Origin of the sequence: Actinomadura montaniterrae (assembly GCF_008923365.1) — a bacterium.
GTDB classification, from domain to species: Bacteria; Actinomycetota; Actinomycetes; order Streptosporangiales; family Streptosporangiaceae; genus Spirillospora; species Spirillospora montaniterrae.
The window spans coordinates 17508-41356 of sequence record NZ_WBMR01000041.1; the positions used below are offsets into that span (position 1 = coordinate 17508).

Sequence of the window (23849 nt, forward strand, 5' to 3'; positions counted from 1 at the left end):
CCCCCGGCCGCCCGCGGCGGCGGGGGGCGGCCCGCCCTCGTCCCCCCCCCCCACCCACCCCCGCCCCCCCCCACGCCAGCGCGTCCGGCTAGCGGAGCTCGCGCTTGAGGATCTTGCCGGTGGCGGTCATCGGGAGCTCGTCGCGGAACTCCACGATCCGGGGGTACTTGTAGTTGGCGAACTGCTCCTTGCCCCAGGCGATCAGCTCGTCCTCGGTGACCGCGGCGCCCGGCTTGCGGATGATGTACGCCTTGACCTCCTCGCCGTGGCTCGGGTGCGGGACGCCCACCACGGCGGCCAGCGAGACGTCCGGATGGGTCATGAGGACCTCCTCCAGCTCCCGCGGGTACACGTTGTAGCCGCCCCGGATGATCATGTCCTTGGAGCGGTCGATGATGTAGTAGTAGCCGTCCTCGTCGCGGCGGGCCACGTCGCCGGTGCGGAACCAGCCGTCCTTGATCGCCTCGGCGGTCGCCTCGGGCCGGTTGTAGTAGCCCTTCATGATGTTGTGGCCGCGCACGGCGATCTCGCCGGGCCCCTCGCCCTCGACGTCCTTCCACTCGTCGTTGACGAGCTTCATCTCCACGCCCCAGACCGGCAGCCCGATCGAGCCCGGCTTCGTCGGCCGGTCGGGCCGGTTGAACGAGCACACCGGCGACGTCTCCGACAGCCCGTAGCCCTCCAGGACGTTCATCCCGAACTTGTCCCGGACGCCCTTGATGACCTCCATCGGCAGCGCCGCGCCGCCGGACACCGCGACCCGCAGGTTCTCCCGGATCGCCGCGACGTCCTCGGCGGAGGTGTCGTCGCTCAGCAGCGCCCAGTACATGGTCGGGACGCCGGCGAAGATGGTCACCTTCTCCTTCACCATCAGCTCGACCGCCTCCTTGGCGTCGAACCGCGGCTGCATGACGAGCGTCCCGCGCCGGTAGAACCCGACGTTCATCACGCACGTCTGCCCGAAGATGTGGAACAGCGGCAGCGTCACCAGCGACGTGTCGTGCAGCGTCCGCGCGAACAGCGTGTCGTCCACCATCGCGTTCATCAGCAGGTTGCCGTGCGTGAGCTCGGCGCCCTTCGGCTGCCCGGTCGTCCCGCTGGTGTAGATGATCACCGCGGTGTCGGTGCCCTCGGTCCGCTCGGTGTCGAAGGTGTCGGGCTGCCCGGCGAGCGCCGCCCAGAACAGCTCGGCGCCCTCGATCGGCGACTCGGCCGCGGCGGGGTTCGCGGGCAGCAGGAAGAAGTGCTCGCAGCCCTCGGCCTGCTGGAACCCGGCGTGCCCGGTCTCGCCGAGCGGCAGCTGCGGCGTCCCCTCGAAGCAGAAGAACGCCTTCGCGTCGGAGTCGCTCAGGTGGTAGCCGATCTCGCGCGGCTTGAGCAGCACGTTCAGCGGGACGACCACCGCGCCGGCCTTGAGCGCCCCGAAGTACACCATCGGGAAGTACGGCAGGTTCGGGCTGGACAGCGCCACCTTGTCGCCGGGGCGGACGCCGCGCGACCGCAGCAGGTTCGCGACCTGGTTCGCGACCGCGTCGACGAAGGAGTAGGAGAGCCGCAGGTCGCCGAAGACCACGGCGTCGCGGTCGGGCGTCTCCCTGGCGGCGTCCTCCAGCAGCACGGACAGGTTGAGCATGGCACTCCTCGCGCGGAACGGTGACCGGCCGGTTGGTTACCGAGGAGTCTATGACCAGGTGGCCAGGTGGGACGCGGGGTCCCACCCGGCCGCCTGGGGGCGGGCCGCCTGGAGCGGGGCGGCCCGCCGGGGGGTGGTCGGTCACGGCCGTCCGGCCGCCGCGGAGATCAGCCGAAGTCCACGTCCGAGCACTGGTAGAAGGCGTTGCCGGTGTCGGCGATGTCCCACACCGCGAGGATCATGTGCCGGCCGTGCTTGGCGGGGAGCGAGCCGCTGTGGCCGACGTCGTACGGCGGGCGCTGGCCGCCGTAGTTCACCTGCAGGAACGGCGTCAGGTCGAGCTGCGCGCGCGTGAGCGGCTGGGCGGGGTTCCAGCCGTCCTTGGTGATGAAGTAGCGGAACGAGGTGGTGGCGTGCGCGGCGGTGAGATGCCAAGTGAAGGTGTACGGCCCGCTGGACACCTTCGTCGCGGGCCAGGTGCCGCCGCGCGGGTCGTCGAGCGGGGCCCAGCGGCTGTCGCCGGCCGCGCAGATCGTCCCGTCCGCGGGGCCGGACTGGGGGAAGCCCTTGGGGCCTTCCGTGCTCTGCGGCTCCCACTGGATGGGGCCGCAGTTCTGCACCGCGCCCTGCTTGCACAGGAGCGCCCGGCTGGGCGGGTTGCTGGTGTAGCCGTGCGCGAGCGCGGGAGCCGCGGTGAGGAGCGAGGCGCCGGCGCCCACGGCGGCGGCGACGGCGAGGGTCCTCTTGCGGGGCATGCCGGGCATGGCGGGCATGCGGAATCGGCGGGGCATACGCGATCCTCCTTGGCGGGGGGTGGGTCGGAGTCGGCAGCCGCTCACGAGGCGGGCGGGTAGGAGCGCCCGTCCGCTTCTAATAGGAAACTTTCCTTTTGAATGAGAGCATCGACGATCCCGTCCCGCGCGTCAACCCCCTCCCGCCCCGAGCGCCCGACCCCTCCGCGCGCCCTATAGGCACCGCGTGAAGGCTTGCGGTTGCGCTACTCTTGATGTATGTCAGCCAGGCTGCTCCTTCAACGACCACGTTGACGCATAGACGTCGACGTGGTGGCCCCTCCTTCGCGAGGGGTCGTTTCATGTGACGGACGGCCCGTTGGCCCTGTGAACCCCAGATGGAGACCGGAGCGGAAGCGTGAGCAGCGACGAGCAGTACGACCCACGGGCGGTTCAGGACAAGTGGCAGGCCCGCTGGGCGGAGCTCGACCCCTTCACGGCCGAGGACAAGGACGACGGCCGCGAGCGGCGCTACGCGCTGGACATGTTCCCCTACCCCAGCGGTGACCTGCACATGGGCCACGCCGAGGCGTTCGCCATCGGCGACGTCGTCGCCCGCTACTGGTTCCAGCGCGGCCACAACGTCCTGCACCCCATCGGCTGGGACTCCTTCGGCCTGCCCGCCGAGAACGCCGCGATCAAGCGCGACTCGCACCCCGCCGAGTGGACGTACGCCAACATCGAGACGCAGGCCGCCTCGTTCCACCGCTACGCCCCGTCCTTCGACTGGTCCCGCCGCCTGCACACCTCCGACCCCGAGTACTACAAGTGGACGCAGTGGCTGTTCCTGCGCTTCTACGAGCGGGGCCTGGCCTACCGCAAGGGCGGCCACGTCAACTGGTGCCCGAAGGACCAGACCGTCCTGGCGAACGAGCAGGTCGTCGGCGGGCACTGCGAGCGGTGCGGCGCGCTGGTCGAGAAGCGCGTGCTGACCCAGTGGTACTTCAAGATCACCGACTACGCGGACCGGCTGCTGGACGACATGGCGCAGCTGGAGGGCAAGTGGCCCGAGCGCGTCCTGCTGATGCAGCGCAACTGGATCGGCCGCTCCACCGGCGCCGACGTCGACTTCGTGATCGAGGGCCGGGACGAGCCCGTCACCGTCTACACCACCCGTCCCGACACCCTGTTCGGCGCCACGTTCATGGTCGTCGCCGCCGACGCCGCGCTGGCCGAGGAGATCTGCCACCCCGACCAGCGGGCCGCGTTCGAGGCCTACCGCGAGGAGGTCTCCCGGGAGAGCGAGATCGAGCGGCTGTCCACCGAGCGCGAGAAGACCGGCGTGTTCCTGGGCCGCTACGCGGTCAACCCGGTCAACGGCGAGCGGCTGCCGGTCTGGGCGTCGGACTACGTGCTGGCCGAGTACGGGCACGGCGCGATCATGGCGGTGCCCGCGCACGACCAGCGCGACCTGGACTTCGCGTTGAAGTTCGGCCTGCCCGTCCGCGTCGTGGTGGAGACCGGCCTGCCCGACCCCGCCGAGACCGGCATCGCCACCCCCGGCGACGGCCGGCTGGTCAACTCCGGCCCGATCGACGGGATGGGCAAGGCCGACGGCATCGCCCGCATCATCGAGGTGCTGGACGAGCGCGGAACCGGACGCGCCTCCGTCAACTTCCGGCTGCGCGACTGGCTGGTGTCCCGGCAGCGCTTCTGGGGCTGCCCGATCCCGATCGTGCACTGCGAGGCGTGCGGCGAGGTCCCCGTCCCCGACGACCAGCTGCCCGTCCGGCTGCCGGAGAACCTGCGCGGCGCCGACCTGGCGCCCAAGGGCACCTCGCCGCTGGCCGCCGCGTCCGACTGGGTGACCGTGGACTGCCCGAAGTGCGGCGGCGCCGCCCGGCGCGACACCGACACCATGGACACCTTCGTCGACTCGTCCTGGTACTACTTCCGGTACTGCTCGCCGGGGTACGAGGACGGCCCGTTCGACGTCGAGCAGGTCCGCCGGTGGATGCCGGTCGACCAGTACACCGGCGGCGTCGAGCACGCCATCCTGCACCTGCTGTACAGCCGGTTCTTCACCAAGGTCCTGTACGACATGGGCATGGTCGACTTCACCGAGCCGTTCACCCGGCTGCTGAACCAGGGCCAGGTGATCCTGAACGGCAGCGGGATGTCGAAGTCGACCGGCAACCTGGTCGACCTGGGCGACCAGATCGGCGAGTTCGGCGTGGACGTGGTCCGGCTGGCGATGCTGTTCTCCGGCCCGCCGGAGGACGACATCGACTGGGCCGACGTGTCGCCGCACGGCATGTCGAAGTTCCTGACCCGGGTGCACCGCATCGCGTCCGAGGTGTCCTCCGCGCCCGGCGCCGACCCGGCGTCCGGCGACACCGAGCTGCGCCGCGCCACCGCCCGCACCGTCGACGAGGCCACGAAGATGGTCGAGACGCAGCGGTTCAACGTGGCGATCGCGCGGATCATGGAGCTGGTCACCGCGACCCGCCGGGCGATCGACTCCGGGCCCGGCGCCGCCGACCCGGCCGTCCGCGAGGCCGCCGAGGCGATCGCGGTGCTGCTGTCGCTGTTCGCCCCCTACACCGCCGACGAGGCATGGGAGCTGCTGGGACGCACCGCGCCGGTGATCCGCGCGGGCTGGCCGCAGGCCGACCCGGCGCTGCTGGTGGAGGAGTCGGTGACGTGCGTCGTGCAGGTCGCCGGCAAGGTCCGCGACCGGCTGGACGTGCCGCCCGGCATCGCCGCCGAGGAGCTGGAGCGGCTGGCGCTGGCCTCCGGCAAGGTCCAGGACGCGCTGGGCGGCGCGGAGATCGCCAAGATCATCGTCCGGGCGCCGAAGATCGTGAACATCGTCCCGAAGCGCTAGCGGACGGTTCGACGGCGCGCTGAGGCGGCCGCGGGGATCGTCTCCCGCGGCCGCCTCTCAGCATCGCTCGCGCGCCCCCAGCGGGCCGCGCGCGTGTCACAGCGGGGCCGCGCCGCCGCACCTGCGGCGCGCTGCTCCTGCCGCGCGTTACATCTTGCGCAGGACCGCCACGACGCGCCCGAGCACGGACGCCTCGTCGCCGGGGATCGGCTCGTAGGCCGGGTTCTGCGGCATCAGCCAGATGTGGCCGTCCTTGCGCTTGAACGTCTTCACCGTGGCCTCGCCGTCGATCATGGCGGCGACGATGTCGCCCTGCTCGGCGACCGGCTGCTGGCGCACCACGACCCAGTCGCCGTCCGCGATCGCGGCCTCGATCATCGAGTCGCCGGTGACCTTCAGCAGGAAGTGCGTGCCCTCGCCGACGAGCTGCTTGGGCAGCGTGAACACGTCCTCCACGGCCTCCTCGGCCAGGATCGGGCCACCGGCGGCGATCCGGCCGACGAGCGGCACGTAGGCGGGCGCGGGCCGCGTCGAGGTCTCCTGGCCGCCCACGGCCTCGTAGGAGTCGGGCTCGGTGCGCACCGGCGTCGCGCCGGGGACGCGGACCTCGACCGCGCGCGGGCGGTTCGGGTCGCGCCGCAGGTACCCCTTGCGCTGCAGGGCCCGGAGCTGGTGCGACACGCTGGAGGTGCTGGTCAGGCCGACCGCCTCGCCGATCTCGCGCATCGAGGGCGGGTACCCCCGGCGCTGGACCGAGTCGCGGATCACCTCCAGCACCATGCGCTGCCGCTGGGTCAGGCCCGTCTCGTCCATGGGCCCGTCGGGCAGCTCCCGGACCTTGCTCATCGCTCGTCGCCTCCCGGGCGCCTCGATCCGTCACTCCTTGTCATGAACGCTATCGCGTCCGGACGAAATGATCAAACAATTGTTCGAAGATGTGCTCGCGTTTCGCGGGTGGGCTGCGGTACAACATCGTACAGGCGTTCGATCGAAAATTCATTCGAAGTCGAGGAGGGTGGAGATGCCCGATTCGCCGTCCGGTGAACGCGTTCCGCTGCGGCCCGAGCGCGCCCCGATCCGGCTGACCCGGCGCGGGCGCGCCGTCCTGGTGCTCATCGCCGCCGCCGTCACGCTCGCCGCCCTCTGGCTGGACGGCGGCACCGGCGCCTTCGCCGGCGGCCGCGCCGACCACCACGGGCGCTCCGGGCACGTCCGGACCGCCGTCGTCGAGCCCGGCGACACGCTCTGGCGCATCGCCACGGACTGTGACCCCGGCGCCGACCCGCGCGTCACCGTCCAGCGGATCATCGACCTCAACGGGATGGGCGGCGACCCCACGGTACAGCCCGGCCAGCGGCTCGTCCTGCCCGGCTGAACCCCTCCCCGGCGCCCTCGTCCGGACGTCCGCGGCGACACGCCCGGGACCGGGAACCTGATCGTCCGGCGTGACCTGGATCTACGTGGCGGATGTGACGCGGGTCCCCTCCCGAGGCCCCGGATCAGGTTGCGCAGCCGTCCGCCGAGCCGTACGGTTGACCACAACATCTAGTAGTCACACTGATGTAAGTCACCTATATATGGCGTGCAGTCGGGGTGACTCGTTTCCGTCAGGGGAGGGATAGCGCGTGCACTGCCCGTTCTGCCGCAACCCTGACACCAAAGTGATCGACAGCCGTTCCACCGACGACGGCAGCGCCATTCGGCGCCGCCGCGCGTGCGCGGAATGCGGCAAGCGATTCACCACGCAGGAGAATGTGCTCGTGATGGTGGCCAAGCGCAGCGGGGTCACCGAGCCGTTCTCCCGGGAAAAGATCATCGCCGGGGTGCGCAGGGCCTGCCAGGGCCGCCCGGTGGACGAGGATGCGCTCGCGAAGCTGGGGCAGCGGGTCGAAGAGGCGATCAGATCGTCCGGATCCGCGGAAATCCCCTCGCACGAGGTCGGCCTCGCGATCCTGGGGCCCCTTCGTGAACTCGATGAGGTCGCCTATCTGCGATTCGCCTCGGTCTACCGGAGCTTCGAGTCGCTGGACGACTTCGCCAAGGAGATCGAAGCGCTGCGGAAGGCCGGTTCCTCGGGGGAGCCCGGCCCGCCCCGGTAGGGGCGGTTCCGGAAATACGAGAAGCACATTGTGAAGGCGCCTCCGCACGGGCATGGCCCGGGCGGCGGCGGAGTTGTTCCTGTACAGGGCCCGGCGGGAGGGCCCGGGAGGGGGAAGTCATGACGGAGACGGTCAGCGGCCCGGCACGGCGCGGCAAGGGGGGCCGCAAGGGGCTGAAGGTGGAGCGGATCTTCACCACGCCCGGCGTCCACCCCTACGACGAGCTGCGCTGGGAACGCCGCGACGTCGTCATGACCAACTGGCGCGACGGCTCGGTCAACTTCGAGCAGCGCGGTGTGGAGTTCCCCGACTTCTGGTCGCTGAACGCCGTCAACATCGTCACGTCCAAGTACTTCCGCGGCGCGGTCGGCACGCCGCAGCGCGAGTGGAGCCTCAAGCAGCTCGTCGACCGCGTCGTCGGCGTGTACGTCCGGACCGGCCTCGAGAACGGCTACTTCGCCTCCGAGCAGGACGCCGAGGTCTTCGACCACGAGCTGAAGTACGCGCTGGTCCACCAGCTGTTCAGCTTCAACTCGCCGGTCTGGTTCAACGTCGGCACCAAGTCGCCGCAGCAGGTGTCGGCCTGCTTCATCCTGTCCGTGGACGACACGATGGAGTCGATCCTGGACTGGTACAAGGAAGAGGGCGTGATCTTCAAGGGCGGCTCCGGCGCCGGCCTGAACCTGTCCCGCATCCGCTCCAGCAAGGAGCTGCTGTCGTCCGGCGGCACCGCCAGCGGCCCCGTGTCGTTCATGCGCGGCGCCGACGCGTCCGCCGGGACGATCAAGTCGGGCGGCGCCACCCGCCGCGCCGCGAAGATGGTCGTGCTCGACGTCGACCACCCCGACATCGCCGAGTTCATCGAGACCAAGGCGCGCGAGGAGGACAAGATCCGCGCGCTGCGGGACGCCGGGTTCGACATGGACCTCGGCGGCAAGGACATCGGCAGCGTCCAGTACCAGAACGCCAACAACTCCGTCCGGGTCTCCGACGAGTTCATGCACGCCGTCGAGTCCGACGGCGAGTTCGGGCTGCGCGCCCGGATGACCGGCGAGGTCGTCGAGACGATCAAGGCCAAGGAGCTGTTCCGGCTGATGGCCCAGGCCGCCTGGGAGTGCGCCGACCCCGGCATCCAGTACGACGACACGATCAACGACTGGCACACCAACCCCGAGTCGGGCCGGATCACCGCGTCCAACCCGTGCTCGGAGTACATGTCGCTGGACAACTCGTCCTGCAACCTCGCCAGCATCAACCTGCTGAAGTTCCTCACCGACGAGGGGACCTTCGACGTCGCGAAGTTCGTCAAGCTCACCGAGCTGATCATCACCGCGATGGACATCTCCATCACCTTCGCCGACTTCCCGACCGAGAAGATCGCGCAGACCACCCGCGACTACCGGCAGCTCGGCATCGGCTACGCCAACCTGGGCGCGCTGCTGATGGCGACCGGCCACGCCTACGACTCCGAGGGCGGCCGGTCCCTCGCCGCGGCCATCACCTCGCTGATGACCGGCGTCGCCTACCGCCGCTCCGCCGAGATCGCCGGCGTCGTCGGCCCGTACGCGGGCTACGCGCGCAACGCCGAGGGCCACAAGCGCGTCATGCGCAAGCACGCCGCCGCGAACGACGACATCCGCACCCTCGACGACATGGACAAGGCGATCCACGCCGCCGCCGCCAAGCAGTGGCAGGAGTGCCTGAAGGCCGGCGAGAAGCACGGCTACCGCAACGCGCAGGCGTCGCTGCTGGCCCCGACCGGCACCATCGGCCTGATGATGGACTGCGACACCACCGGCATCGAGCCCGACCTCGCGCTGATGAAGTTCAAGAAGCTCGTCGGCGGCGGCTCGATGCAGATCGTCAACCAGACGGTGCCGCGCGCCCTGCGCAAGCTCGGCTACCAGCAGGAGCAGATCGAGGCGATCGTCGAGTACATCGGCGAGAACGGCCACGTCGTGGACGCGCCCGGGCTGCGGCCCGAGCACTACGAGGTGTTCGACTGCGCGATGGGCGAGCGGGCGATCAGCCCGATGGGGCACGTCCGGATGATGGCGGCGACGCAGCCGTTCCTGTCCGGCGCGATCTCCAAGACCGTCAACATGCCGGAGCAGGCCACCGTCGAGGACATCGAGAAGGTGTACTTCGAGGGCTGGCGGCTCGGCCTGAAGGCCCTGGCGATCTACCGCGACAACTGCAAGGTCGGCCAGCCGCTGTCGGCCGCCGGCAAGAAGGAGGAGTCGAAGGCGGAGGCGGCCCCGGTCGAGGTGCGGCCCGTCCGCAAGCGGCTGCCGAAGCAGCGGCCCGCGACCGTCACCCGGTTCTCCGTCGCGGGCGCCGAGGGCTACATGACCGCCTCGTCCTACCCGGACGACGGTCTCGGCGAGGTGTTCCTCAAGCTCGGCAAGCAGGGCTCCACCCTCGCCGGCGTGATGGACGCCTTCTCCATGGCGATCTCCATCAGCCTCCAGTACGGCGTGCCGCTGGAGACCTGGGTGGAGAAGTTCACCAACATGCGGTTCGAGCCCGCCGGGATGACCGACGACCCCGACATCCGCATGGCCACCTCGGTGATGGACTACATCTTCCGCCGCCTGGCGCTGGACCACCTGCCCTACGACGAGCGCGCGGGCCTCGGCATCTTCACCGCCGAGGAGCGCGCGATGCAGGCCAACGGGGAGGACCCGGCGACCCTGCACGCCGAGGAGGAGATCGAGCACGAGACCCTCGCCCAGTCGGCGGAGATCACCCGTCCGGCGGTCCCGGCGCCCGCGCCCGAGGCGCGCTCGTCGATGGAGGTCATCGAGAGCCGCCAGGGCCGCACCGCCGACGCGCCGCTCTGCCTCACCTGCGGCACCAAGATGCGCCCGGCGGGCAGCTGCTACGTCTGCGAAGGCTGCGGCTCCACCAGCGGCTGCAGCTGACACCGACCACGGCCTGACCAACTGAGGCGGGGGATTCGGCGTGTGCCGGGTCCCCCGCTTCGGCGTTCGGCAGTAGAGGTCTGCCTTGGCGCTGTTGGGGCGGCGGTTGGTTGAGGGTGTGTTGTGAGGGGATCCGGGGTTCCGGATCCCCTTTCTGTGTGCTGGGGGTCAGGGTTTGGGTTTGGGGCGGAGGGTGCGGTAGCCGGGGTGGACGTCGGGGCGCAGGCCTTGTTGGTCGGCCATGCGGCGGAGCAGGGCGAGGAGGCGGTCGTGCTCCTCGTCGGTGAGGGCCTCGCAGAGCAGCCGTTCGTGCGCCATGCCCGCCTGGGCGAGTTCGGCGAGTAGGGCCTCGCCCTTCTCGGTGAGGTGCAGCGCGTAGACGCGGCGGTCGCTCGCGTTCCTGCGGCGTTCGATGAGGCCGCGCTCCTCGAGCTCGTCGGCGAACGGGACGAACCGGCTCGGCGGCATGCCGAGGTGGTCGGCGAACTCGCGCTGGCTGCGGCCGGGGGTGGCCGCGAGCATGCGCAGCAGCCCAGCCTGCGCGGGCGTCAGGTCCAGGCCGGCGATCCGCTCGGCGAACAGGCCGGCGGCGTGCGCCCCGAGCTGGGCCAGCAGGAAGGCGACGCCCGGCCGGGGCGTGGGTGGGCTCGCGGTCATGGCGACATCGTAGCCTCTTGACAATCGTTCCATCTTGTAATCATTATCAAATGTATACGGTTCGTCGAGAGGGAGAGAACATGAACACGCAGACCGCCGCGCGGGCCGGCCGCCGCCCGCAGTCCGGGCCGCCGCTGCTGGTGCCCGTCCTCGCCTTCACCGCGCTGACCATCGCCTACGTGGCGGCCAACCGGTCCACGCCGCATCCGGACGCGTCCGGCGCCGAGGTGCTGCGGTACGCCCAGGACCACGGGACCGCCATCAAGGCCGGGACCTTCCTGCTCCTCGGCTCGGCGTTCCCGCTCACGGTGGCCGCCGGCGTGCTCTACCGGCGGCTGCGCGCGCTGGGCATCACCGCGCCGGGCTCGGCGATCACCCTGGCCGGCGGGATCCTCGCGGCCGGCATGCTCGCGCTCAGCGCGATGTTCGGCTGGGCCGGCGGACGGCTCCCCGCGGACGCGAGCCCGGCGCTGGCGCGGGCGCTCGCGGACCTGTCGTTCCTGTCCGGCGGTCCCGCCTACGCGGCGACGTTCGCCCTGCTCGTCGCGGGCCTGTCGGTGACGGGCCTGCTCGCCCGGCTGCTGCCGCGGCCGATGTGCTGGATCGGGCTGGCGATCGCCCTTGCGGGTATGGCCGGGACGCTCACGCTGGTGGGCTCCGGGTTCGCCTTCCTGGTCCCGGTCGTCCGGTTCGGCGGGCTGCTGTGGCTGATCGCCGCCGCCGTGATGATGCCGCGCACCCGCCACGAGGTGCGGTCCCGGGACGGCGCCGCGGCGGAGTGAGTGTGCGATTCCCGCGCCCGATGCGGACGTGCCAGGAAAACCGGCGGCGGACGAGTCCACCGCCGGTTTTCCGTTCGTGCCGTCAGCCGGTCCGGAAACCGCCGGTGGGGGAGACGTGTGCGCCGTAACCGGGGGCGATGCAAGTGAACGGCGGCGGTACGGGGACGGTGCAGAACGGGTCGGAGCAGAACAGCAGGCGGGCGGTGCCGTCGTTCACGGCGACGTGCGCGCCGGGCGGGAAGGATTGGCAGTTCGGCGAGGGCGGATATTCCTTCAGCCGGGTGCCGGCCCAGGAGATCTGCGCGCCCTCGCTGACGAAGACGATGATCTTGCCGTCCGGTGGTGCGGCCCGTTCCTGCGCCTTGGCGGCGGGTGCCGCCGACGCGGCGAGAAGTGCTGCTGTGATCGCGGTGGCGCAGGTGGCCAGACGTGAGGGGATGGGCATGCGGCTCCTCGTGAGTCGAGTGGGGAACGCGGCGATGATGCCCGGCTCGCGCGGTTGCATAACGCTGAGCAAGTTCCTTGTCACCCTTAGTGTTCAATGTTCGTCGGGCGTCGGCCTCTGACGCGCGGCAATTAGCTTGACTCGCTGTCAGGAAGGCCTGTTCTCGGTCGCCTGAACCGCCTCCCGCGTGCGCGCCGGAAAGGGCTTTGACCTGCCATGTTGCATACGCTCATCGTCGGGAGGGGCAGGGCCTGCACCTGCCGTCGCTGGTCAAGGTGCGCGCCGCCGCGCCCGGGCTGCTGGCCCGCGCGCCGATCGTCGCGGTCGACCCGCTCGGCCCGCCGGCCGACGTGCCCGGGCTGGTGCGGGCGGAGTCGCTGGAGGAGGCGGCCCGGTGCTGCCCGCCCGCGCGGACGGTGGCGCACCTGTGCACGCCTCCGCAGGTCCGCGCCGCGCTGCTGGACCGGCCGGCCGGGCTCGGCTACCGCAAGATCATCGTGGAGAAGCCGCTGGCCGTGGACCTGCCGGGACTGGCGGAGGTGGCCCGGATCCGGCGCCGCTGGGGGCTGGACGTCACGGTCGCCACGCACTGGCTCGACAGCGGCCTCACCCGGCGGCTCCGGGCGGCGGTCACCGCGGGCGAGTTCGGTGCACTGCGGCGGATCCGCGTCGTCCAGAACAAGCCGCGGTTCACCCGCAGCATCGCCGCGAGCGATCACCCGACCGCGTTCGACGTCGAGCTGCCGCACGCGCTCGCCGTCGTGCTCAGCCTCGCCGGGGGCGCGGGTCGCCGACGCGTCCTGGGAGGACATGGTCCTCGAACGGACGCGGGTACCGCGCCTAGGGCGGGCCCGCTTACGGCTGGAGCACGCCGCCGGCGTCCGCAGCGAGATCGATTCGGACCTGACGTCCCCGGTCCGCGAGCGGAGCATCACCCTGCACTTCGACCAGGCCGTGCTCGTCGGCCATTACCCGTGCAGCGACGCCGACCACACCGCGCAGCTGCGGACCGTCCGGCCCGGCGGCGACGCGACCAGGGACGTGTTCGCCGACGACGCGTTCCCGGCGTTCCTGCACGGCGCGTACGTCCGCTGCACGCGATCGGTGTCGTCGATGCACCTGACGCTCCCGGTGCAGGTCGACGCGGTCCGGCTGCTCGCCGAGGCCAAGCGGATGTGCGCCGCGGACGGCGACAGGCGAGAGGAGGCCCGGGGTACCGCGGCGATCCGGTGAGGCCCCGGCGGACGGGATCCGGCTCGCCGGCTTCGGCGACGAGGCCGCGCCGGGCCTCGCGGACCAGATCGGCGCGGTCGCGGAGCTCGGCTGGAACCGGCTGGAGCTGCGCACGATCGGCGGCACTCCCGTCGCGCGGCTGGACGAGCGGGCGTTCCGCGGCGCGGCCGAGCGGCTGGGCGCGGCGGGGACGGACGTGGCGGCCGTCGCGTCCAAGATCGGCGACTGGTCGCGCCCGGTGACCGGCGACTTCGCGCTCGACCTCGACGAACTCGAGATCCTCGCTCGGCGCTGCGCCGTCCTCGGCACGCGGCTGGTGCGGGTCATGTCGTACCCGTCCGGCGGCCTGGACGACGCGGAGTGGGGCCGCCGCGCCCGCGAGCGGCTGCGCGAGCTGGCCCGCCGCGCCGAGGACCACGGCCTGGTCCTGGCGCACGAGAACTGCACCGGCTGGGCGGGCGACCGCGCGGACCGGATGCTCGAACTGGTCACCGGCATCGGCGGCACGACATCGTCCGCGACCCGTTGCCCGAAGGCGAGTTCGACCTCGTCCATGCCCGGCTCCTGCTGAGGCTGCTGCCCGAACGCCTCGCGGTGCTGGACCGGCTCGTGCGCGCGCTCAGACCCGGCGGCATCATGCAGATCGACGAGTTCGACGCGGCGCGCGCCCCGGCCCTGCAAGCTCCCGACTCCGCCGCGCACGACCTCTACCGGACGTTCACGACGACCAAGAACCGGCTGATGTCCGGGAGGAACGTCGACGTCGCCTGGGGACGCAAGGCGGCCGGCGCGATGCGCTGGGCAGGGCTCGTCGACGTCTCGTCGCAATGCCGCCTGGAGCTGTGGACCCCACGCTCGCCTGGGCTGCGGCTCCTCGCTCACCACACCCGCCACCTGCGCGACGAGTTCGTCCGCGCGGGAATGACCGACGGGCAGCTGGCCGACGTGCGGGCGCTGCTGGCCCACCCCGGCTTCCGCGCCTGCTCGTACGCGATGCATTCGGTACAGGGGCGCCGTCCCAAGGAGGTGCGATGACCGGGAAGCGAATCGACGTCCATGCCGCGGCCCCCGGAGTCCATGCCGCGATGGCCGGGGTCGACGCGGCCGCGAGCGGGCCGCTCGACCGGGCGCTGGCCGAACTCGTCCGCATCCGCGTCTCCGAGATCAACGGCTGCGCGGTCTGCCTCTCCCTCCACACGCGAGCGGCCCTGACGGCGGGAGAGGGGCAGGATCGCCTCCAGGCCTTGGCCTCTTGGCGCGAGAGCCCCTTGTTCACGGGACCCGAGCGCGCCGCCCTCGGCCTCGCCGAGGCCATGACCCTGATCACCGCCGCGGGCGTGCCCGATGAGGGTGGTCGCCGCCGCCCGCGAGCACTTCGACGAGACGCGGCTGACGCACCTGGTCTGGACGATCGCCGCCATCAACGCCTGGAACCGCGTCGGCATCGCCGCGTCCGCACCGGCCTGACCAAGGCGTGTTGCATGCAAAGCATCCATTGCATACATTGCATGCGTGCAGACGGACGTGGTGTACAGGCAGCTCCGGGACCTGATCGTCGCGGGCCGGTACACGCCGGGCGAGCGGCTTACCGAGCTGTCGGTGAGCGCAGCGCTGGAGGTGAGCCGGACGCCCGTGCGGGAGGCGCTCCGCCGGCTGGAGGGCGACGGGCTCGTCGAGGGGACCGGCCGGGGCGTGGTCGTCAACGCGCTCACCCCCGAGCGGCTCGGCCACGCCTACGCGGTGCGAGCCGCGCTAGAGGCGCTCACCGCGGAACTCGCCGCCGACCGGCAGCGGGCCGGCCGCGTCCCGCCCGCCGACCTGGACGATCTCGAACGGCACGCGGCGCTGCTCGAGGAGGTCACGGCCGCCGGCGACCTCGACCGGGCCATCGCCCTCAACCGGGGGTTCCACCGCGGGATCGCGGAGATGGCCGCGAACCCGATCGCGCTGGAGACGCTCGACCGGCTGTGGGACCAGATCATCGTCTCGACCCGCGCCTCGCTCGCCCCGCCGGACCGCCCGGACACGGTCGCCGACGAGCACCGGCGCCTGCTGCGGGCGATCGTCCAGGGCGACCGGGCGCTCGCCGGCCGCATCGCCGGAGACCACGCCCGCGCCACCGGCGCGACGCTCACCTGAGGACGCCGGCCCTACCGATCCGGGCGACCAGAGCCCGGGCGACCACAGTCCGGGCGACCACAGTCCGGGCGACCAGAGGAGGTTCCGCGATGGCGAAGACTCACCACTACGAGGTGACAGTGACCTGGACGGGCGACACCGGATCCGGGACGAGCTCGTACCGCGCCTACGAGCGGGCCCACGACGTGGAGGCCGCCGGCAAGCCGCCGATCGCGGGCAGCGCGGACCCCTCGTTCCGCGGCGACCCGTCCCGCTGGAACCCCGAGGAGCTGCTCGTCGCGTCGCTCTCGCAGTGCCACATGCTGTCCTACCTCAGCCTTTGCGCGCGCGAGGGGATCGCCGTCACGGGCTACGTCGACCGGCCGCACGGGACGATGATCGAGACGCCGGACGGCGGCGGCCGGTTCGAGGAGGTCGTGCTGCGCCCCGAGGTCACCCTCGCGGACCCGGCGCGGGCCGGCGAGGCGGCGCGGCTGCACGAGCGGGCCCACCAGGTGTGCTTCATCGCCGCCTCGGTGAACTTCCCGGTCCGGCACGAGCCCGAGATGACGATGGTCTGACACCGGCACTGGGTGAGATGCTGGCGTGATGATGGGATCTCGCCAGCTCGAATACTTCCGGGCCGTCGCACGGGAACTGCACTTCACCCGGGCCGCGGAGGAGCTGCAGATAGCGCAGCCCGCGCTGTCCCAGCAGATCCGCAAGCTCGAACGGCAGCTCGGCGTCGCCCTGTTCGACCGCGACAACCATCGCGTGGAGCTCACCCCGGCCGGGGCCGCCCTCCTCGAGCACGCCGAACGGATCCTCGCCGACATCACGGCGGTGGAGGAGGAGATGCACGGCTGGGCCGCGGGGACGCGCGGCCGCATCCGGCTCGGCATCGCGCGCGGGCTGACGGTCAGGTTCGCCCGCCTGCTGGCCGAGTTCTCCGCCGGGTTCCCCGCGGTCGACGTCGAGCTGCGGGAGAACAACACCGAGGAGATGATCGCCGGGCTGCACGGCGGGCGGCTCGACGCGGCGACCGTCGTCCGGCTGCCCCCGCAGGAGGAGGGCCGCCGGCTCGCGTCGCTGCCGCTCGGCGAGGAGCCGCTCGTGCTCATCACGGCGGAGTCGGCGCCGCTCGCCGGCCGCTACCGGGTGCCGGTGGCGGCGCTGGACGGCATCGAGCTCGCCTGCTTCGCACCGGGGTCGGCGATCCGGGAGATCGTGCTGTCGGCCCTCGCCGCGGCGGGGGCGGCGGCGCGGATCCGGCTCGAGACCCGCGAGTACAGCACGGCGCGGGCGATGGCGAGCGTCGGACTCGCCGCGGCCGTCGTCCCGCGCTCGATCGCGGAGGAGCCGGGGCTCCCGGTCGCCGTCGTCCGGCTGGATCCGGAGCCGACCTGGGCGCCCTCGCTGGCCTGGCCGGCGGGCCGCAGGCCGGGGCCGGCACTGTCGGCGTTCATCGCCTTCATGCGGGACCACCCGGACTTCGCGTCCGTCGCGTCATAAGCCAGAGATCTCACCAGCAGCTCATTCATGTCTTGGACATCTGACGCCGCGGGCGCGACGATCAACGTGTCCCGCACAGCGCGGGGGTTACCGGAAGAGGAGCGGCACGATGAACCGTGACGAGCGTGGGCGCAGGGCGTACGAGGGCCTGATGGGCGTGCCGGCCGAGCAGGCCTTCGGCGACGTGCGCCGCATTTCTCCGCAGATGTACGAGACCGTGCTCGACGGGGCGTTCGGTGGCCCGCTGGCGCGCGCGGAACTGTCCCGCCGGGACCGGGAGATCGCGAGCGCGGCGATCGTGGCGGCCATCGGCGGCGCCGACCGGCGCCTGGCCAGCCACGTGCGCGGCGCGCTCCACCAGGGCGTCGAGCCCCACGAACTGCTCGCGCTCGCGGAGCACGTCGCCGTCTACGCGGGCTTCCCGCGCGCGCTCAACGCATTGGACGTCGTCAATGAGGTGCTGAAGGAGGCGGACGTCCCGGACCAGCCGGCTCTCCACCGCGTCCAGCTGGCCGACCACGAGACCGTGGTCGCGCAGAAGGGCGACCACGGGCCCGCAGTGATCCTTTCGCACTCCCTCGGCGTGGACTGGCGGATGTGGGAGCCGATCATGGAGCGCCTGTCGCAGGGCCGCCGCGTCTTCGCCTACGACTTCCGCGGCCACGGCGCGGCGGCCGGCGCGCCCCGCCCGTTCTCCATGGACGACCTCGCCCGCGACATGGGCGGCGTCCTCGACGCGTTCGGAGTGGAGCGGGCGCACGTGGTCGGGCTGTCCATGGGCGGCGGCATCGCGCAGACGTTCGCGGTGCGCTCGCCCGAGCGCATCGAGTCGCTGGCGCTCCTCGCCACCACCGACCACGCGTTCGGCGCCTTCGAAGGACGGGCGCGCTCCGGCGAGGTCGACGGCATGGAAGCGCAGATCGTCCCGACCCTGACGCGCTGGTTCACCGCCCCCGCGCTCGCGACGAACGGGTGGGGCGTGCAGTACGCGCGCGAGCTCATCCGGCGCTTCGACCCCGCCGACTGGGCCGCCGCCTGGCGCGCCTTCAAGGACGTCGAGGTCCAGGGCAAGCTCGCCTCGCTCGACGCGCCGACCCTGGTCCTCGTGGGGGAGGAGGACTACTCGACCACGCCGGAGATCATGTCGGGCGTCGCCGAGCGCATCCCGGGCTCCACGTACGAGGTGCTGCCGGGGACGCCGCACATGCAGACGCTCGAGCAGCCCGGCCTGGTCGCCGACGCCATCGACCGCTTCCTTCCGGCCGACCGCTAGAGCGCGCGCGTGGAGCCGTCCCCTCGAGGGCGGCTCCACGCGTTTCGGGGGCGGCTCCACGCGTTCTCGCCCGTGCGGGTGAGGCGAATGGTTCCCGTGGGGGAGGCGGCGGCTGGGCGCTCGCCGGGAGGCTCGCCACCATGAACACGGGTTGGACGCACCGGTGAGCGGCACCGCGGCACCGGTCGAGACGGACCAGGTCGGCGCCAGATGGTCGACGTTGCGCATGGCGGGCGGCTACGGCGCCGCCCTGTCGCTGTCGCTGTATCTCCTGGTCAAGGTCGTATGGGTGGTGGCGGCGCTGCTCGGGCACACGCCGTCGTCCTTCAGCGACGGCGACTGGATCCTGCTGAACGCGGTCACCGTCGCCATGGCGGTCGTCGGCGTCGTCCTGGGGCTGCTCCTCGCGCAACCTCGCGGACGCCGCGTCCCGGCAGCGCCGGTGGTCTTCTTCGCCTGGATGGCGGCGGGGTTCCTCATCCCGATGATCCCCTACATGGTCGCCAGCGCGTTCCTCGGCGGCGACTCGGGAGGCGGCTCGGGTAACTCGGGCGGCTCCGGCGGCGGGGATGCGATGCCGCCGTGGGAGGTGGTCTTCATCACCATCGGCTTCGCGGGCATGGCCGTGGGGCTCGCCATCGCGCTCCCCGTCTACCTGCGCGAGAGATGGCCGGCCGCGTTCCTCGGACGCGTCGGCGACCGCCTGCCCGCGCGCCTCGGCCGTCCCCACCTGGGGGCGCTGTATCTCCTGGTCACAGCGTTGGTCGTCCTCTGGACGTACTGGACGGCGGGCGGCACGCTCGGTCTCGCCCCCGCCCACCGCGACATGATGGACGTCAACGGGCGGCTGCTCATCGGCAACTCCGCCCTCTGGGCGGCCATGGGCGCCGCTGCGATCCGCGTCGTCGCTACAGGACGGCCAAGGATGCCCTTGTGGATCCCCATGGCCGTCGCCTTCACTTCTTCGGGATCGTTGTTCGCATGGGCGGCGTGGAAGCTCCCTTGGGCGCTCATCAGGCCTGGCGGTTACGAGGCGCCCGAGTACCCCGCCGTCTCCGTCGTCCAGTACGGGCTGAGCATCGCCGCCGGAATCGTCATGCTCGCCGCACTGCTCAAGGCCGTCCGGTCGCGCGACAGCGCGCTCCGATGACCCGCGGCCCGGCGAGAAGCCGCCCGAGGCCCCCCACCGCCCCGCCAAGGCCCCGCATCACAAGCCACCGCCGCCCTCGGCGTCGGGCGTCGGGCGTTGGCGTCGGGCGTCGGGCGTTGGCGTCGGGCGTTAGGCGTCGGCGTCCGGCGTAGGCGTCCGGCGTCAGCGGCGGGCGTTAGCGGCGGGCTTCAGCGTCCGGAGCGTCAGCGTCCGGGGCGTCAGCGTCCGGTCTTAGTGTCCGGCTTCGATGATCGGTGTGAGTAGCAGGTCGAGGCGGTCGCCGGTGCGGTCGGGCCGCAGCCGGTGCCCGTGCGCGAGGGTGGCGAGGCCGTGCAGCGCCCCCCAGGTCACCTCCGCGAGCGTCTCCACGTCCCGCTCGCCCGCGAGCGGCTCCAGCGCGGACACGAACTCCCCGAACGCGTCCCGCAGCTGCTCGGGCGACTCGCCGGTGCCGGACGTCACGTCGATCTGCTGGACGAACATCGCGTCGTACAGGGCCGGCCGCTCCCGGGCGAAGTCCAGGTAGGCGCTGGCGACCGCGCGCAGGGCCTCCTCCGGCGCGGGCCTCGCCGTCCGCGCCTCCCGCAAGCGGCCCGCCAGCTCGCCGAACCCGTCCACGGCCACCGCCGCGACGATGGCGTCCTTGCCCTTGAAATGGCTGTAGAGGACGGGCTGGCTGTATTCGACGGTCTCGGCCAGCCGCCGGGTGGTGACCGACTCCCAGCCGTCGGCCTCGGCCATTTCCCGGGCGGCTCGGACGATCAGCCGGTGACGTTCTGCTCGCTCGCGCTCTCGGCGTTCCTGTGCGGACACGTATCGGACCCTAGCATCGCTAGTGTATCGAGCAAGGCTATTGTCAGGTGGAATCGAAACGCTAGCGATGCTAGAGGGCGGCCGTCACCGCACGCGCCCTCGCGGCTTGAGCGGAACGTCCGGGAGGGCCGGTGCCGGGATCGGAGGCCCGTCGTAACCGTGCACGACGCCGAACCCGTCACCGGACGTCCAGTCCTCCCGCGCCCGGCGGATCTCCTCGCCCGACCGCGCGACGAAGTTCCACCACATGACGAGCTTCTCCGCGAACGGCTCGCCGCCCAGCAGCACCAGCCCGCTCGCCCCGTCGGCGCGCAGCCGCAGCTCGCGGCGGCCGCACCCGAGGTACACCATCGAGCCCGGCTCGGCCCGCACCCCGTCCACCTCCGTGACGCCCGACATCGTGAGCGCCGCGTACTCGAAGTCCGGCTCGACGGGCAGCCGGACGTCCGCCCCGTCCGCCAGGGCGACGTCCGCGCCGACGATCGGGGTGAACACCGTGCCGGGCGAGGCGGCCCCGTCGAACTCGCCGAGGATCACCGTTCCGCTGAACCCGGGCCCGGTCACCACCGGCAGGTCGCCGTGATGCTCGAACGCCGGGTCGGTGCGGCGGTGCGTGTCCGGAAGCGCCACCCACAGCTGCGCCCCGTGCAGGATGCGCGGATGATCGCGCGGCGACTCCTCCGAATGCGCGATGGCCCGCCCCGCCGTCATCAGCCCCAGCTCGCGCGGCCGGACGGTCTGCAGGCTCCCGAGGCTGTCGCGGTGCAGCACCTCGCCGTCGTGCAGCCAGCTCACCGTCTGCAGCCCGATGTGCGGATGCGGCGGCACCTGCATGCCGGGCTGATCGGCGATGTCGTCGGGTCCGTAGTGGTCGACGAAGCACCAGGCGCCCACCATCCGCCGGCCCAGGCTCGGCAGCAGCCGCCGGACGAACGTGCTCTCGCCCAAAGGCACCCGGCGCGGTGGCAGCACCTCGTGCACCGGCCCACCCGGGACGTCCTCCCGGCCCCCGCACGCGACGGCGCTGGGCCGCACATCAAGATTGCTCACGGCACCGACTCCCTTCTGAGGAACACCGTATGCAACGCCGCCGCCGCGGCCCCGCCCGGGACCGTCGGCGTCCACGCCGCATCCTCCGCGCGTCGCTTCCGGTGTGCGGAATCGGAAGTGGTGCGCGGGGGTTTGAACGAACGTGATGCACGGTGAGTACAAGGTCCCCGGCGGCAAGCTCGTGGTCGCCGATGTCGACGTCGTGGACGGCCTGCTGCGCCGCCCCAGGATCAGCGGCGACTTCTTCATGGAGCCCGACGAGGCGCTCGAGGCCATCAACGCCGCTCTGGACGGGCTGCCCGCGGGGCTGGAGGCCAGGGAGATCGGCGCCCGCGTCCAGGCGGGGCTGCCGGCCGGGACCGTGATGCTGGGCATCACCGCCGAGGCCGTCGGGATCGCGGTGCGGCGGGCCATCGCCCACGCGTCGGACTGGCGCGACCACGAGTGGCGGCTGATCCACGAGCCGCCGCAGGAGCCCGCGCTGCACATGGCGCTCGACCAGGTGCTCGCGGAGGAGGTCGGCGCGGGACGCCGGCCGCCGACGCTGCGAGTATGGGAATGGGCGTCGCCGGCCGTGGTCATCGGCAGCTTCCAGTCGCTGCGCAACGAGGTCGACGCCGAGGAGGCCCGGCGGTACGGCGTCGAGGTCGTGCGCCGCGTCAGCGGCGGCGGCGCGATGTTCGTCGAGCCCGGCAACACGATCACCTACTCGCTGTACGCGCCCGGCTCGCTCGTCGCGGGCATGTCGTTCGCGGAGAGCTACGCGTTCCTCGACGACTGGGTGCTGGGCGCCCTCGGCGAGCTCGGGATCCGCGCCTGGTACCAGCCGCTCAACGACATCACCTCCGACGAGGGCAAGATCGCGGGTGCGGCGCAGAAGCGGCTCGCCGGCGGCGCCGTGCTGCACCACGTGACGATGTCCTACGACATCGACGCGGCGAAGATGCTGCGGGTGCTGCGGATCGGCCGGGAGAAGATCTCCGACAAGGGCATCGCGAGCGCGGCCAAGCGCGTCGACCCGCTCCGCCGGCAGACCGGCCTGCCCCGCGAGGAGATCATCGACCGGATGATCGCGCACTTCCGGAGCCGGTACGGCCTGGTCGCGGACGGGCTGACCGAGGACGAGCTCCGCCTCGCCGACAAGTACGCCGCCGACAAGTTCACCACGCCGGAGTGGACCGCCCGCGTCCCCTGACGGCGTCGGCGTTCGGGTCGGCGTTCGGGTCGGCGTTCGGCTTGATGCTGGGCTTGATGCTGGGCGCCGAGGTGGAGAGGTCACGGCTGCGCCACCTCCCGCCGCGTGCCGGTCTCGGCGGACAGGCGGACGGCGTCGAGGAGCCGGTGTACGCGCAGGCCCGCGTCGAAACCGGGGACGGTCCGGCCGCCCGTCCGGATGTCGTCGGCGAAGCGGGCGTAGAACTGCGCGACGTTGAGGACCTCGACGCCGCGCGCCGGCTCGGGGACCCACAGGTACTCCTCCGGGATGGGCAACTCCTCGCGGGGCGATCCGTGGCCGCGGGCGCCGCGGAGCGCCAGGACGCCGATCTGGACGCCGGCCGCCGCGCCCGGGCCGGGGGAGACGAGGGCGAGGTCGCCGTCTGTGCCCGCGATCTCGATCCGGGTCCGGGCGGCGGTGACCTTGGCGTCGTGGACGTGCACGACGGCGGTGGCGCCGCCGGCGAGGACGGCGGCGACGGCGATCTGGTCGGGGCTCGTGACCTTCACCGCCTCGTCCGTGCCGGCCACCGTGTACGCGGTGCGCTGCACGGCCAGTTCCGCCGACAGGGCCGTGACGTCCCCGGCGAGGTGCTCCAGGACGTCGAGGGTGTGGCCGGCGCCGACCTCGAGCGTCCCGGCTCCGTTGGACGGGTCGAGCGTGTAGGCGGCGAAGCCGGGGATCTCGCCGGCGCCGCCCTTGCCGCGCGCCGCGTACACGTTCACCGAGGTCACCCGGCCCACGTATCCGTCGGCGACGAGGTCCCGCGCGTACCGGACGGCCGGGGAGAAGCGCGCCTGCAGGCCCACGGCGTGCCGGACGCCGGCGTCGCGCGCGAGGTGCAGCAGGCCCTCGGCCTCCGCGGTGGTGAGCGCCAGGGGCCATTCGCAGTAGACGTGCTTGCCCGCGCCGAGCGCCGCGCGGATGAGCGCGTCGTGGGCCGGCACCTTGACGGTGATCGCCACCAGGTCGACGTCGGGATGCGCGGCGAGCTCGGCGGCGTCGGTGAAGGCGTGCGGGACGCCGAACCGGTCGGCCGCCGCGCGGGCGCTGGCGGCCCGGCTCGTGCCGACGGCCGTGATCTCGTAGCCGGGCAGGGCGCGGAGCGCGGGGATGTGCGCCCGCGCGGCCCAGCCCCGGTCGGGATTCGCTCCGACGACGCCCACCCGGATCCTGCCGTCCGCCATGCCGCTCCCCTCCGCCAACCGGACGCATCCCGTCCGGTTCCGAGGAGGGTAGCGCAATTGGACGCGGCTCGTCCACTTAAACGGAGAGTTGCCGTCCGATTGGCGGGGCAGGTGTTCGGGCGGGGTGCCCGGAACTCCG

At 72.2% G+C, this 23849-nt stretch carries 23 protein-coding genes and 1 pseudogene; 16 read left to right on the forward strand and 8 right to left on the reverse strand.

Annotated features, from left to right (window positions below):
* Positions 1-88: 88 nt before the first annotated feature.
* Positions 89-1633, reverse strand: coding sequence for a long-chain-fatty-acid--CoA ligase (locus tag F9B16_RS16790; protein ID WP_151541016.1), 1545 nt, complete (start codon positions 1631-1633; stop codon positions 89-91).
* Positions 1634-1800: 167 nt separating this feature from the next.
* Positions 1801-2424 (reverse strand): lytic polysaccharide monooxygenase auxiliary activity family 9 protein, encoded by a 624-nt coding sequence (locus F9B16_RS16795; protein ID WP_225991686.1) that lies wholly within the window; start codon positions 2422-2424, stop codon positions 1801-1803.
* Between the two features lie 358 nt (positions 2425-2782).
* On the opposite strand from F9B16_RS16795, the gene leuS reads away from it, so the two are divergent.
* Positions 2783-5251 carry a leucine--tRNA ligase gene (gene leuS, locus F9B16_RS16800; RefSeq protein ID WP_151541017.1) on the forward strand — a complete coding sequence of 823 codons (2469 nt, stop codon included), beginning with the start codon at positions 2783-2785 and terminating at the stop codon, positions 5249-5251.
* A 147-nt stretch (positions 5252-5398) separates the two neighbouring features.
* Here leuS and lexA read toward each other — a convergent pair whose 3' ends face one another.
* The gene (gene lexA / locus F9B16_RS16805) at positions 5399-6097 is read right to left on the reverse strand and encodes a transcriptional repressor LexA (RefSeq protein ID WP_151541018.1); all 699 of its coding nucleotides are present in this window, start codon (positions 6095-6097) and stop codon (positions 5399-5401) included.
* A 175-nt stretch (positions 6098-6272) separates the two neighbouring features.
* Between lexA and F9B16_RS16810 the strand changes: the two genes are divergently transcribed.
* The 3 genes from F9B16_RS16810 (at position 6273) to F9B16_RS16820 (ending at position 10274) form a co-directional block, all read left to right on the forward strand.
* A complete protein-coding gene (locus tag F9B16_RS16810) occupies positions 6273-6626 on the forward strand; it encodes a LysM peptidoglycan-binding domain-containing protein (RefSeq protein ID WP_192808828.1) in 354 nt (117 codons plus the stop codon).
* A gap of 250 nt (positions 6627-6876) precedes the next feature.
* Positions 6877-7350: a transcriptional regulator NrdR gene (gene nrdR, locus F9B16_RS16815; protein ID WP_151541020.1), complete on the forward strand. Its 474-nt coding sequence runs from the start codon at positions 6877-6879 to the stop codon at positions 7348-7350.
* Between the two features lie 119 nt (positions 7351-7469).
* Complete coding sequence (locus F9B16_RS16820; RefSeq protein WP_151541021.1) at positions 7470-10274, forward strand: vitamin B12-dependent ribonucleotide reductase; 2805 nt, start codon at positions 7470-7472, stop codon at positions 10272-10274.
* Positions 10275-10442: 168 nt separating this feature from the next.
* Here the strand turns inward: F9B16_RS16820 and F9B16_RS16825 are convergent, their stop codons facing one another.
* Positions 10443-10931, reverse strand: coding sequence for a MarR family winged helix-turn-helix transcriptional regulator (locus F9B16_RS16825; protein WP_151541022.1), 489 nt, complete (start codon positions 10929-10931; stop codon positions 10443-10445).
* Positions 10932-11011: 80 nt separating this feature from the next.
* On the opposite strand from F9B16_RS16825, the gene F9B16_RS16830 reads away from it, so the two are divergent.
* Positions 11012-11713, forward strand: a complete 702-nt coding sequence (locus F9B16_RS16830; RefSeq protein WP_151541023.1) for a DUF4386 domain-containing protein — start codon at positions 11012-11014, stop codon at positions 11711-11713.
* Between the two features lie 82 nt (positions 11714-11795).
* Here F9B16_RS16830 and F9B16_RS16835 read toward each other — a convergent pair whose 3' ends face one another.
* A complete protein-coding gene (locus F9B16_RS16835) occupies positions 11796-12158 on the reverse strand; it encodes a hypothetical protein (protein ID WP_151541024.1) in 363 nt (120 codons plus the stop codon).
* A gap of 810 nt (positions 12159-12968) precedes the next feature.
* Between F9B16_RS16835 and F9B16_RS52705 the strand changes: the two genes are divergently transcribed.
* The 10 genes and pseudogenes from F9B16_RS52705 to F9B16_RS16880 all read left to right on the forward strand — a co-directional run bounded on the left by F9B16_RS52705 (position 12969) and on the right by F9B16_RS16880 (position 19444).
* Positions 12969-13391 carry a hypothetical protein gene (locus F9B16_RS52705; RefSeq protein ID WP_225991687.1) on the forward strand — a complete coding sequence of 141 codons (423 nt, stop codon included), beginning with the start codon at positions 12969-12971 and terminating at the stop codon, positions 13389-13391.
* Positions 13392-13506: 115 nt separating this feature from the next.
* Positions 13507-13962: a TIM barrel protein gene (locus F9B16_RS16845; RefSeq protein ID WP_264159718.1), complete on the forward strand. Its 456-nt coding sequence runs from the start codon at positions 13507-13509 to the stop codon at positions 13960-13962.
* Complete coding sequence (locus F9B16_RS16850; protein WP_192808831.1) at positions 13917-14426, forward strand: hypothetical protein; 510 nt, start codon at positions 13917-13919, stop codon at positions 14424-14426. Before F9B16_RS16845 ends, F9B16_RS16850 begins: the two co-directional genes overlap by 46 nt.
* A gap of 50 nt (positions 14427-14476) precedes the next feature.
* Positions 14477-14692, forward strand: a pseudogene (locus tag F9B16_RS52710) (carboxymuconolactone decarboxylase family protein); the annotation flags it as partial.
* Positions 14693-14735: 43 nt separating this feature from the next.
* Positions 14736-14858: a carboxymuconolactone decarboxylase family protein gene (locus F9B16_RS53615; RefSeq protein WP_264159717.1), complete on the forward strand. Its 123-nt coding sequence runs from the start codon at positions 14736-14738 to the stop codon at positions 14856-14858.
* A gap of 45 nt (positions 14859-14903) precedes the next feature.
* A complete protein-coding gene (locus tag F9B16_RS16860) occupies positions 14904-15530 on the forward strand; it encodes a GntR family transcriptional regulator (protein WP_151541026.1) in 627 nt (208 codons plus the stop codon).
* 89 nt (positions 15531-15619) lie between these two features.
* Entirely contained in the window at positions 15620-16090 is a 471-nt protein-coding gene (locus F9B16_RS16865) for an OsmC family protein (RefSeq protein WP_151541027.1), read from the forward strand.
* Positions 16091-16118: 28 nt separating this feature from the next.
* Positions 16119-17021 (forward strand): LysR family transcriptional regulator, encoded by a 903-nt coding sequence (locus tag F9B16_RS16870; protein WP_151541028.1) that lies wholly within the window; start codon positions 16119-16121, stop codon positions 17019-17021.
* Positions 17022-17130: 109 nt separating this feature from the next.
* Positions 17131-18294: an alpha/beta fold hydrolase gene (locus F9B16_RS16875; protein WP_151541029.1), complete on the forward strand. Its 1164-nt coding sequence runs from the start codon at positions 17131-17133 to the stop codon at positions 18292-18294.
* A gap of 163 nt (positions 18295-18457) precedes the next feature.
* Positions 18458-19444 (forward strand): hypothetical protein, encoded by a 987-nt coding sequence (locus F9B16_RS16880; protein ID WP_225991688.1) that lies wholly within the window; start codon positions 18458-18460, stop codon positions 19442-19444.
* A 231-nt stretch (positions 19445-19675) separates the two neighbouring features.
* On the opposite strand, the gene F9B16_RS16885 is transcribed toward F9B16_RS16880, so the two are convergent.
* Together F9B16_RS16885 and F9B16_RS16890 are read right to left on the reverse strand one after the other, a co-directional pair.
* Entirely contained in the window at positions 19676-20257 is a 582-nt protein-coding gene (locus F9B16_RS16885; protein ID WP_151541031.1) for a TetR/AcrR family transcriptional regulator, read from the reverse strand.
* Positions 20258-20341: 84 nt separating this feature from the next.
* On the reverse strand, positions 20342-21307 hold the full coding sequence (locus tag F9B16_RS16890) for a pirin family protein (protein WP_151541032.1): 966 nt from the start codon (positions 21305-21307) through the stop codon (positions 20342-20344).
* A 145-nt stretch (positions 21308-21452) separates the two neighbouring features.
* On the opposite strand from F9B16_RS16890, the gene F9B16_RS16895 reads away from it, so the two are divergent.
* The gene (locus F9B16_RS16895) at positions 21453-22502 is read left to right on the forward strand and encodes a lipoate--protein ligase family protein (protein WP_151541051.1); all 1050 of its coding nucleotides are present in this window, start codon (positions 21453-21455) and stop codon (positions 22500-22502) included.
* A gap of 80 nt (positions 22503-22582) precedes the next feature.
* On the opposite strand, the gene F9B16_RS16900 is transcribed toward F9B16_RS16895, so the two are convergent.
* Positions 22583-23710: a Gfo/Idh/MocA family protein gene (locus tag F9B16_RS16900; protein ID WP_151541033.1), complete on the reverse strand. Its 1128-nt coding sequence runs from the start codon at positions 23708-23710 to the stop codon at positions 22583-22585.
* Between the last annotated feature and the right edge of the window lie 139 nt (positions 23711-23849).